Source organism: Okeania sp. SIO2F5, assembly GCF_010692685.1.
GTDB classification, from domain to species: domain Bacteria; phylum Cyanobacteriota; class Cyanobacteriia; order Cyanobacteriales; family Microcoleaceae; genus Okeania; species Okeania hirsuta.
Map to the genome: position 1 here is coordinate 23,252 of NZ_JAAHGU010000069.1, position 10,740 is coordinate 33,991.

Here is a 10,740-nt window from a genome sequence, read left to right on the forward strand (position 1 = left end):
TCCCTACTCTCAATGAGATGTAGCAAGAATGCGTGATAAATGGTATTAGATAAAATTAGTAGAAACTATGATTAAAGTATTATTAGTCGATGATGAAAATTTAATCCGGCGTGGATTAAAAGCTTTATTAAAGTTAGAAAATTATTTACAAATAATAGGAGAAGCCGAAAATGGAGAAATGGCAATAAATCAAATAGAAAATCTACAACCAGATGTAATTTTAATGGATGTACGAATGCCAATAATGGATGGAGTAGCAGCAACTAAAGAAATTTGTCAGCGTTTCCCAGAAGTAAAAATATTAATATTAACTACATTTGATGACGATCAATATGTCACTCAAGCATTGAAATATGGAGCAGCAGGATATTTACTAAAAGACACACCTTCAGAAGAATTAGGTCAGGCAATTCAAGCTGTATTTAAAGGTTATACACAACTAGGACCTGGCATAGGTAAAAAAGCTATTTCTCAAATGGCAATTCCTGTTAGTAACCTTCCCCAAAATTGGCAATAATTAACACCAAGAGAACAAGAAATTTTAAAATTAATTGCTTCTGGTGCAAATAACCGAGAAATAGCCAAAACTCTCTATATTTCTGAGAAGACTGTAAAAAATCATATTACTAATATTCTCAGGAGGTTAAATTTACGCGATCGCAATCAAGCTGCTATTTTTGCCCATTCAATTTGATCTGGACAGGGAGTAGGGAATAGCGAGTAGGGAGTAGGGGCAAACGCCCGTTTGCTGATGCATAGCTGACGCTAACCCCTGTACAGGATGGAAGAAGAAAATGTTCCATCTCAACGCCATTACCAAATCTTTCTCGACTTCCCCATCTCCCCATCCCTCCATCTCCCCATCTCCCCAAATTCCCCTCCTGGGAGGGGTTAGGGGTGGCTCCCCATCTCCCCATCTCCCCCACTCCCCATCTCCATTTGACTGGGAATCAAAATCAAAGACCAATAAGGAACATCAACCTGCTTAACCTCAGTAATGTCAACAATTTGCTGATTTGATTGAGTCGCCCTTTCAATATAAAGTGCCCTATGCAATAACCCTAAACGATTGATAACCCTACGGACTTTGGTAAAATGCCTCCCTAATTTAATGATAACCGCCGCATCAACAACAGCAAGACGATCGCTCAAAGTAATTTCATCCAAAGTAGCGGGGATAATACTCAACACATCATTGCGATAAGTAATTGGCACACCGAGCATGGCAGCACTTGCCATTATGGAAGAAATTCCCGGGACAATTTCAGTAGGAAACTGTCTTGAAAGTCGCTGAAAAAGATACATAAATGAACCATAAAGCATTGGTTCCCCTTCACACAACACCGCCACATCTGTCCCTACTTTTAGATATTCGGCAATCTTGGTGGCAGCTATATCATAATAGGGATGTGGCGATCGCTTAACATCAAACGGTAAAGACATAGAAATTTCTATCTGGTCGGGACGAATAAAGTCCGAGACGATCGCCCGTGCTAAAGCTTTACCATTTTCAGAAATAGGGTAAGCAATTACTGGAACAGTAGTCAAAATGCGGTGTGCTTTCAAGGTCAATAACTCTGGGTCGCCAGGTCCAATGCCTAATCCATACAGTCGTCCTAATTCTGTCATAGCTCGCTCTCCTTTGCCAAAGCATTCACTGCCGAAGCAGCGATCGCACTCCCTCCACGTCTTCCATGGAGAGTAATAAATGGAATTCCTCGACTATTTGCTACCAGTTCAGCTTTTGATTCCGCTGCACCCACAAATCCCACAGGAAAGCCTAAAATTAGAGCAGGTTTTGCCATACCCTCATCCAGCATTTCTAGTAAGTGAAACAGTGCTGTTGGTGCATTACCAATGGCGATAACAGAATTCTTGCTCAGAGGTTTCCATAATTCTATCGCTGTTGCAGAGCGAGTATTGTTAATTCGTCGAGCCATTTTAGGTACTTCTGGATGATTAAGAGTACAAATAACTTCATTATTAGCTGGCAACCGATGACGGATAATTCCATTAGCTACCATTTGAGAATCACACAGAATTGACGCACCATTAATTAATGCGGCACGTCCTACTTGCACTGCATCTTCTGAAGCAACTAAGTCTTCTACAATATTTGTCATACCGCAGGCATGAATCAATCTAACTGCAACATGAGCTAAATCCTGAGGAAATCTTTCTAGGTTAACTTCGGAGCGAATCATAGCAAAAGATTTGCGGTAAATTTCTTCGCCGTTGCGAATATAATCAATCATTTTGGGGAAATTCGGTAATTGGTAATTGGTAATAGTTCAAATAAATTCATTGCTTTATGAAATAACAGTTTGGCAGAACTTGATTTCAAAATCTTATACCAGTTTGATAAATATTTGCTACAAATAGGTAGGCTATTTTTTAGGATTCAACCCACCCCTAACCCCTCCTGGGAGGGAAAGTTAGGAGTCAGGATAAATGGCTTAGATATCATTTTTTAGGTTGAAACTTATCTTTTTAATCAAAGGGACATCTCCTGCATGTGTCTTTTAATTATCCAAATTATTCGTAACATTCTTTTTTTTTCTTTATATGGTATTAACCATAACTGACCATCTGAAAATAGTATTATATTTAGTTAGGATAATTACCGATCGATAAAATGTCAAGTATTTTCCACCGAGGAGAAAGAGACCGGATATATTTCATTTTCTTCTTCATTACCTACTGTTTTTTCATTAGACTTTAGAATGATTTCAAAGATGGCTCCTTGCGGTTGGTTGCTTATAACACAAATTTTGTCTCCATGGGCCTCAACAACCATTTTGCAAAAGGCTAAACCCAATCCTATTTGGGAAACACCAGACATCATAGTTCCAACCTCGTATTTCTCAAAAATCTTTTGTTGCAATTGTTCTGGAACGCCCGGACCCGAGTCGATCACCTGAATTCTGCAATCTCCAGAATTGAGCAATTCTAAACTCACGATAATTTTACTCTTATGTGGAGAAAACTTAATAGCATTTGAGATCAGGTTATCCAAAACTCTATGATACAGAGTGACATCAATAGTAACTTTTTTACAGATAGCTTCTGGGAGTTGACTAACTAGGGACTGATTTTTTTGCTCGGCGACCGCTTCAAAGTTTGAAATAGCAGACTCGATCAAACTACATAGTTTTACCTGTGTCCGGTTGAGACGAATTTGACCAGATTCCAGTAAAGCCATATTTAATAAATCATCAATTAATACTTGTAATGTTTGTGCTGACGAATAAACTTGATTTAGTTTAATATTTTGCTGATCTTGAGGATAATTAGGATTTTTCAAGAGTTCTAAACCAAACAAAATAATAGTCAAAGGATTTCGTAAATCGTGAACGACCATTTTTACCATATCTTCTCGTAATTTGAGCATAGTTTGTAAGTTATCATACTGGTGCTTAATTCGTAGCATGGAGCTAACTCTCGCCCTCAGCTCAATGGTATTAACGGGTTTACTGATAAAATCGTCAGCGCCAGCATTTAGACAATTTGCCAAATCTGACTTTGCGCTTAATGCCGTGACCATAATAATGGGAACAGCTTGCCATGCTGACATAGCTTTAATTTGCCGACAAACTTCAATACCATCAATTCCCGGCATCATTACATCAAGTAAAATCAGGTCTGGGTTGTAGGTTTCTAGGTTGGCGATCCCCTCTTCACCACTGGCAGCATAATACAACTCATAGTCTTGGTCGCTCAAAAGAGCTTCAATCACATCAAAATTATTAGGTTCATCATCAATGACTAAAATAGAAGGTAAATGCATTTATTTTGTGTTTAAAAGTTTTTGAATCGTGGTTGCCAACTGTTTTAGTTTAACAGGTTTGCTCAAATAATCATTAGCTCCAGCAGCCAGACAACGTTCTCGATCGCCCACCATCGCTAGAGCAGTCAGTGCCACTATCGGCACATCGACCAAGTTAGGAATACTACGAATCTGCTCTATGGCCTGGAGGCCATCTATCTTTGGCATTGAAATGTCCATCAAAATCAGATCGGGGTTTTCCGACCGAGCGAGGGTAATTGCTTCCTCTCCATTCCTAGCCAGCAGAATTCGATAGCCTTTAGCTCTCAGATAGCTCGAAACTGTACTAATATTTACTTTGTTATCTTCTGCCAGCATAATTAATGGTGATATTTGCTCTTGAGGCTGAATTAGTTCAATGCTAGGTTCAGGCTGCACTTCCAATTCGTTGGAGGTGTCTATTGTCAAAGTGTAAGGAAGGTCGATGGTGAAGCAACTACCAACCCCTATCTCACTGGTGACCCCCACTTGCCCGCCGTGATGCTCAACAATACGTTTCACTAAAGCAAGCCCTAAACCTGTCCCTTGGTAGTGCCGATTCAAGGAACTATCAATTTGGACAAAAGGCTGAAATAGTTTTTTGAGGTTTTGTGGAGCAATGCCAATGCCAGTGTCAATAACAGCAATTCGTAGGAATTTTTTGAATTTGTTGGCCTTTGAGTCGAACTGCTGGCGATTGACCTGGACTTCCAAGGAAATACATCCCCCATCTGAGGTAAATTTGACAGCATTATTGAGTAGGTTGATTAAAACTTGGCGGATGCGTCGTTCATCCACGAATAACTCAGGCAGGTTTTGGGGCAGTTTCATTTCTAGTTGAATGCGTTTCTTTTCGGCAAGTTGTTTGATGAAGGCCAGACTAGATTGGCACAGAGAAGAAACTGTAGTGAGTGTAAAGTTTAGCTCTAACTGACCCGATTCAATTTTGGCGAGATCCAGAATGTCGTTAATGAGCTCTAACAGATGCCTTCCACTACTCTCAACAGTTTGTATAGCTTTCATTTGTTGCTCATTAATACTGCCAAATATCTCCTCTTGTAGCCCCTCTGTGATGCCGAGGATTGCGTTTAGGGGAGTGCGCAGTTCGTGGCTCATGTTGGCTAGAAATTGGTTCTTAGTCCTGTTTGCGGTTTCGGCAGTTTGTTTTGCTTGCTCTAATGAAAAGACTTTTAGGGCGACTTGTTGTTCTAAGTTTTGAGTCAGCCTTCTTAATTGCATATGAGTATTAACTCTGGCAAGGACTTCTTGTTCTTGAAATGGCTTAGTAATATAATCTACTGCTCCTAGCTCAAAACCTTTAATTTTGTTTTTTGTATCTGCTAAAGCTGTGATAAAAATTATGGGGATATTGCAAGTGGTATGATGGGATTTGAGTTTTTTACAGATTTCAAAGCCATCTATGTCAGGCATTGTGATGTCTAATAAAATTAAATCTGGTAATTTCCGCTCTAGTTGTTTGAACGCTCGTTTTCCGTTGGTGGCGATCGCCACATCATACCCTACTACACTGAGTGTTTCTGAGAGGACATCTAAATTTTCTGGTATATCATCAATGATTAAAATGAGTCCTATTTGTTTTGCTAATTCTTTATTCATGACTTGTGAGAGTTTAGAGACTGTTTAGAATTAATGTGCTTTTGAATTAATATCTCAATTTCTTCGGTTTGAAATTGCTTTGCCAGTTGTGAAATTTTCTGGGTAAAGGGCAGATAGCAATCGCTCTTTTGCCCAATTTTTTCAGCCGTTTTTGCTAGCTTGAACAGTAAGCCATCCTAGGCCAACTCAAATAGAATTTGTAAATCCTCTAATGGCGGTGCAATTATTTCGAGAGTATCATCTTGAGTGATAGTAGAAGTTGAGACTAACTTAATTGTTTCATATTTCCAAGTCACTTGTAGATAGTTAGTAAGTAGAGTGAATATCTCCTCGGTATTTACAGGTTTGGGTAAAAAATCATCATCTCCTGCATCTAGGCGTTGGTGAATATAGAATGGTATAGAATAAAAATGCTTCAGTATTCCATTTCCTGACTACTATACTACTTAAAATTTAAGACTGTGCCAATTCCTATCTAGAGGATTACAAGTTCACTAACGCCTACAATTGGTTGGGGTTATAAGACACGAAGTGGCAAGTCCTTGACTATCCCCATCCACTTCTTCCTTCTTCAATCTGGTTTTTGATTCAACCATTCATTAATTTCCTGAGCTAATCGCGTGCTATCTTTTGGGTTCATCGCTCGATCTAGTTGATATTTATCTATTTGAGATTGAATTGTCACTTGATAACCAGATTCAAACTTAGATGATAATACCTGTAAAATATCTCTAGTATTTCCCTGGCATTTCCCGTAAATAAAATTAAATAGATGTCGTTCTACCTGAAAACTATTACGGTCAATATAAATATATTTTTTTTCTCCAAAGAGTATGTATATTCCTACAAAAATCATGATAAAAAATAATATTCCATAAATTGGATTAGTTAGCAGTAAACCAAAAAATATACAAAGCGCTCCACCAATAATTCCAGAATCTTTTAGTTCTCTCAAACTTGGTGCATGAGTATAGATTTCTATCATATCTGGAGATTTATTAATGGTAATAATAATACTAAAGTTTAGAGGATTTTTTTGAGGTGTAACTAATGGTTGAAGTTTTGATTTTGAGTCGAGAGATGTCAAAGCTTCACGGGCATTTTGAAAGCGACCTCCTAAATCCATTTCTGTGATTTTACTAATCCAAGTGGCGAAGCTAGGATTAATATCAACTTTGTCAGTAAATTGAATCTGATAATTTTTTTGCGGTAAATCTACAGGAAAAATTCCTGTTAGTAAATGAATTAAAGTTGCACCTAAAGCATATAAATCTGAAGCTGGAACTGCTCTACCCCAAAATTGTTCTAGAGGAGCATAACCGCTCGTTCCAATAATAGTAAAAGTTACTCCCTGAGCATTACCTTGAGATTGTACTGCGCCAAAATCTACTAAATAAATTTGTTGGTCTGCACCCATAATTAAATTACTAGGTTTAATATCTCGATGCAAAACTGGAGGCTCTAGTTCGTGGAGATAAATCAGAATTTCTAATACTTCTTTGGCAATTTTTCTGACATCCTCTTCTGTAAAATTTTTCTCTCTATCTAATAATTCTTGGAGGGAAAAACCAGGAATATAATCTTGCACTAATGCAAACCAAGGTAAATCAGAATTTGCTGACTTTTCTAAGGAAAAATAATCGCGATAACGAGGGATATGGGGATGATTTAGAGCTTGTAAAGTTTTGGCTTCTGTCTCGAATAAATTTAATTCTTGCCCTAATAGTTCGGGGCTATAAGCCAACATTTTGAGAGTTACTTGTTCTTGCAGTTGGGAGTCAAATGCTAGCCAAGTTTTACGGCCTGCTACGGTGTTACCTAATTGTTTTTGTAGTTGGTAACGTTCTTTTAAAATTTTTCCTGGAGTTAACATAATTAAGTTAAAAGTTGATAGTAATCTCAATACTATCTAGTCATAATAGCGTAAGTGGTATGACACGCCTAAGTAATTCATTACCTTGCCAGTTTGCTCTTAAGACTATTGGACAATAGTTGAATGAATTATCAATACTAAATAATCAGGCGATCGCTACCTTGCCAGTTTCCGAGCAAGACTATTGGACAATAATTAAATTAATCCTCAAAACAGAATCATCAGGCGTTCTCTACCTTGTCAGTTTCCGAGCCTGACTATTGAACAATAGTTAAATGAATTATCAATACTAAATAATCAGGCGATCGCTACCTTGTCAGTTTCCGAGCCTGACTATTGAACAATAGTTAAATGAATTATCAATACTAAATAATCAGGCGATCGCTACCTTGTCAGTTTCCGAGCCTGACTATTGAACAATAGTTAAATGAATTATCAATACTAAATAATCAGGCGATCGCTACTTTGTCAGTTTCCTCTGTTTACTATTGGACAATAGTTAAATTAATAATTGAGGCTGAATAATCAGGCGATCGCTACTTTGTGAGTTTCCTCTGTTTACTATTGGACAATAGTTAAATTAATAATTGAGGCTGAATAATTAGCCGATCGCTACCTTGTGAGTTTTCTCTGTTTACTATTGGACAATAGTTAAATTAATAATTGAGGCTGAATAATCAAGCGATCGCTAAAAGCTAATGAGGATTTTTTGACTGTGAATAGAACCAAAGATTTTTTTTAAAGGCAAAGTCGGTTTTGGAGCTGATGAATTTCATGGTTATATATTTCTTAGAACAGGTATGATTTATGATAAACTATAAATTATAATTTAATTTTAGTCTGGAAATTATTAAAAAAAAATGTTAAAGACGTTTTGGGGTAGAGTTAAACAAGGCAAAATCGAATTGTTGGAACCCTCAGAGTTGGTGGAAGGAACCCAGGTGCTAGTAACTCTGATTTCTGGTGATGAATCTGAATTTTGGCTTCAAGCAAGTCAGATTTCCTTAAATGCAATTTGGGATAACACTGAGGATGATATTTATGCTGAATTGCTCAAAAAATGATATTATTCTGGTTCGCTATCCTTTTTCAGATTTGTCTAGTTCAAAGGTAAGGCCAGCAGTTGTGGTTAATGCTCCACATCCATCTCAAGATATTTTGATTGTGCCTCTAACGAGCAAGACAGAATCCTTACTTGATGGGGAGTTTTTGCTTTCTGGTTGGTCGGCAGCAGGATTAAATGTTCCTACAGTGGTGAAGCGTGGTTTATATACAATCCATGAAAGCTTGATTATTCAGGCGATCGGCAAACTATCTGATGAGGATGCAGAATGTTTGGAGCAGTCATTGCGAGGTTGGTTGGGACTAATTGAATAAGTAAATTAGTTTTAATTATTCATCTGCTTTTTACTATTTCATTATCCATTATCAATTATCCATTATAAAGTTATGACAGCAAATAATCTCAGACAGAAAATATTAGAACGCCTGGAGCTACTATCGGGAGAGCAAGTTAAAAATCTGCTCCGAAAATGGCTAGTAAATTCATCTGGTAATTTAGAATATTTTGAGGAATTACTGATAAATGAATCCTATCAAAAAACAGAAGAATTACTAGATTACGGAGAGATAGATTCAACGTTAAATTTTATATCTTTGACGGAAGAAGAAATGGTTCAGCAAAGTAAATTAGCTCTTGAGGATTATCGTCGTCAAGGGGTTTCAGTTGCCCATAGTCGGGTGCGCGAATGGGCTGATAGTTTAGGGACTGATGCAGAAAAACCATGCCCGAGATAGTTTGGACAGACAGAGCTGTTGAAGACCTCAACCGTCATTATGAATTTCTAAAGACAAACAATGCTGATGCTGCTGCAAAGGCAGTACGAGAAATTGTTTCTGCTGGGGAAAGTTTACAGGAAAATCCCCGCCGTGGTACGCCTATAGGTGAGGTTTGAGGGTTGCGCAAGCTTTTGGTTTCTTTTGGTAAATACGGTTATGTGATTCATTACACTATTCTTGAAGATGATGTTGTTATTTTGCGCGTTTACCACGGACGAGAAAATAGACCTCGCTAGTTTGGTGGTTTGGGTTGGTTAATGGATAGTTTGGTTGGAGAGCGATCGCTATTTCAGTTATCAGTTATCGGTTGCCATTAATGGTTTAGTTGAAGTAAAGATCGCTTTTGGGAAGTGTTCAGCTTGATAAAAGTAGGTTGGGTAGAACGAAGTGAAACCCAACACATCAACAAGTTGGGTTTATCCTAACGGATAAGCTGGCGCTAACGTTACCTCAACCCAACCTACAAATACTAATTTCCTCGTAATTCTTTGAGTTGATCTAGAGAGTTTTGATACCACTTTTGATTTCCTTGTTGTTTGTATAAGTCGGCAGCTTTTTCAAAGTCTGAGATAGATTTTTCAATATTCTTGTTAAGTTTGTAACTCACACCTCGGTTAAAGTAAGTTGTAGGAGATTTGGGATTAAGTTGAATAGCTCGGTTATAGTCAGCGAGCGCCTGTTCATAATTTCCCTGTTTCTCATAAACAACACCTCTATTATTGTAAGGATCAGCAAATTCGGGATTAAGTTGAATAGCTCGATTATAGTCAGCGATTGCCTGTTCATATTTTCTCTGGTTATAGTAAACGTTACCTCTGCCATTGTAAGAATCAGCAAAGTTGGGATTAAGTTGAATATCTTGGTTATAGTTTTGAAGAGCTTGGTTATAGTCAGCGAGCGCCTGTCCATAATTTCCCTGGTTCTCATAAACAACACCTCTGCCATTGTAAGGATCAGCAAATTTGGGATTAAGTTGAATAGCTCGGTTATAGTCAGCGAGCGCCTGTTCATAATTTCCCTGGTAATAGTAAACGTTACCTCTGCTATCGTAAGGATCAGCAAATTTGGGATTAAGTTGAATAGCTCGGTTATAGTCAGCGAACGCCTGTTCATAATTTCCCTGGTTCTCATAAACAACACCTCTGCCATTGTAAGGATCAGCAAATTTGGGATTAAGTTGAATAGCTCGGTTATAGTCAGCGAGCGCCTGTTCATAGTTTCCCATATGATAATGCTCATTACCCCGATTATTGTAATTTTCAGTATCCTGGGTTTGAGATGGGGTGACATTTGATGGTCCTTTCAACCACCTGTCATAAATGCTGCCTCCATCAGCAGTAATACCAACAATAACACCAATCATAGTTATTGCTGTCCCTATTATTGCTAACAACCTAAAATTTGGAGTTCTTGGAGAAGGGTCTGGGGATGGTCTGGTCATTGGTAGTTTTGATTTGATTAGTTATAAAAATAATTTAATTATAGCAATGAGCGCTGGCATCTTTACATATTACATAAATATTGATAATGTAACATAAAAGTAACTGTATGAGCTGTATTTTTCATAAATTAGGCGATCGCTAAAGGTTAAAGTTTTAAGGATGCG

General features: G+C 37.8%; 12 protein-coding genes and 2 pseudogenes. 7 read left to right on the forward strand and 7 right to left on the reverse strand.

The window, feature by feature from the left end; translation table 11 throughout:
• The first annotated feature begins 67 nt into the window (after positions 1–67).
• On the forward strand, positions 68–517 hold the full coding sequence (locus F6K27_RS19995) for a response regulator transcription factor (protein WP_353736027.1): 450 nt from the start codon (positions 68–70) through the stop codon (positions 515–517).
• A gap of 12 nt (positions 518–529) precedes the next feature.
• Positions 530–694 (forward strand): annotated as a pseudogene (locus F6K27_RS33830) (response regulator transcription factor); the annotation flags it as partial.
• On the opposite strand, the gene F6K27_RS20000 reads toward F6K27_RS33830, so the two are convergent.
• The 6 genes from F6K27_RS20000 to F6K27_RS20025 form a co-directional block, all read right to left on the reverse strand.
• A complete protein-coding gene (locus F6K27_RS20000) occupies positions 672–917 on the reverse strand; it encodes a hypothetical protein (protein WP_287278043.1) in 246 nt (81 codons plus the stop codon). The pseudogene F6K27_RS33830 and the gene F6K27_RS20000 overlap by 23 nt on opposite strands.
• The gene (gene cobI, locus F6K27_RS20005; RefSeq protein ID WP_287278041.1) at positions 892–1,629 is read right to left on the reverse strand and encodes a precorrin-2 C(20)-methyltransferase; all 738 of its coding nucleotides are present in this window, start codon (positions 1,627–1,629) and stop codon (positions 892–894) included. The genes F6K27_RS20000 and cobI overlap by 26 nt, the downstream gene beginning before the upstream one ends.
• A complete protein-coding gene (locus F6K27_RS20010) occupies positions 1,626–2,255 on the reverse strand; it encodes a precorrin-8X methylmutase (protein WP_287278039.1) in 630 nt (209 codons plus the stop codon). Before F6K27_RS20010 ends, cobI begins: the two co-directional genes overlap by 4 nt.
• 383 nt (positions 2,256–2,638) lie before the next feature.
• On the reverse strand, positions 2,639–3,787 hold the full coding sequence (locus tag F6K27_RS20015; protein ID WP_124146282.1) for a hybrid sensor histidine kinase/response regulator: 1,149 nt from the start codon (positions 3,785–3,787) through the stop codon (positions 2,639–2,641).
• Complete coding sequence (locus tag F6K27_RS20020) at positions 3,788–5,422, reverse strand: response regulator (RefSeq protein WP_287278037.1); 1,635 nt, start codon at positions 5,420–5,422, stop codon at positions 3,788–3,790. It abuts the gene before it with no gap.
• A 571-nt stretch (positions 5,423–5,993) separates the two neighbouring features.
• Positions 5,994–7,295, reverse strand: a complete 1,302-nt coding sequence (locus F6K27_RS20025) for a serine/threonine-protein kinase (RefSeq protein ID WP_287278035.1) — start codon at positions 7,293–7,295, stop codon at positions 5,994–5,996.
• 119 nt (positions 7,296–7,414) lie between these two features.
• Here F6K27_RS20025 and F6K27_RS20030 point away from each other — a divergent pair, with 119 nt between their 5' ends.
• The 5 genes and pseudogenes from F6K27_RS20030 to F6K27_RS20050 all read left to right on the forward strand — a co-directional run bounded on the left by F6K27_RS20030 (position 7,415) and on the right by F6K27_RS20050 (position 9,370).
• Positions 7,415–7,552, forward strand: coding sequence for a hypothetical protein (locus F6K27_RS20030; protein ID WP_287278033.1), 138 nt, complete (start codon positions 7,415–7,417; stop codon positions 7,550–7,552).
• A gap of 603 nt (positions 7,553–8,155) precedes the next feature.
• Positions 8,156–8,359, forward strand: coding sequence for a hypothetical protein (locus F6K27_RS20035; RefSeq protein ID WP_287278031.1), 204 nt, complete (start codon positions 8,156–8,158; stop codon positions 8,357–8,359).
• Entirely contained in the window at positions 8,337–8,672 is a 336-nt protein-coding gene (locus F6K27_RS20040) for a type II toxin-antitoxin system PemK/MazF family toxin (RefSeq protein WP_287243196.1), read from the forward strand. The genes F6K27_RS20035 and F6K27_RS20040 overlap by 23 nt, the downstream gene beginning before the upstream one ends.
• 72 nt (positions 8,673–8,744) lie before the next feature.
• Complete coding sequence (locus F6K27_RS20045) at positions 8,745–9,092, forward strand: hypothetical protein (RefSeq protein WP_287278030.1); 348 nt, start codon at positions 8,745–8,747, stop codon at positions 9,090–9,092.
• A pseudogene (locus F6K27_RS20050) lies at positions 9,080–9,370 on the forward strand (type II toxin-antitoxin system RelE/ParE family toxin). Before F6K27_RS20045 ends, F6K27_RS20050 begins: the two are co-directional and overlap by 13 nt.
• A gap of 233 nt (positions 9,371–9,603) precedes the next feature.
• On the opposite strand, the gene F6K27_RS20055 reads toward F6K27_RS20050, so the two are convergent.
• The gene (locus tag F6K27_RS20055; RefSeq protein ID WP_287278028.1) at positions 9,604–10,575 is read right to left on the reverse strand and encodes a tetratricopeptide repeat protein; all 972 of its coding nucleotides are present in this window, start codon (positions 10,573–10,575) and stop codon (positions 9,604–9,606) included.
• Positions 10,576–10,740: the final 165 nt, after the last annotated feature.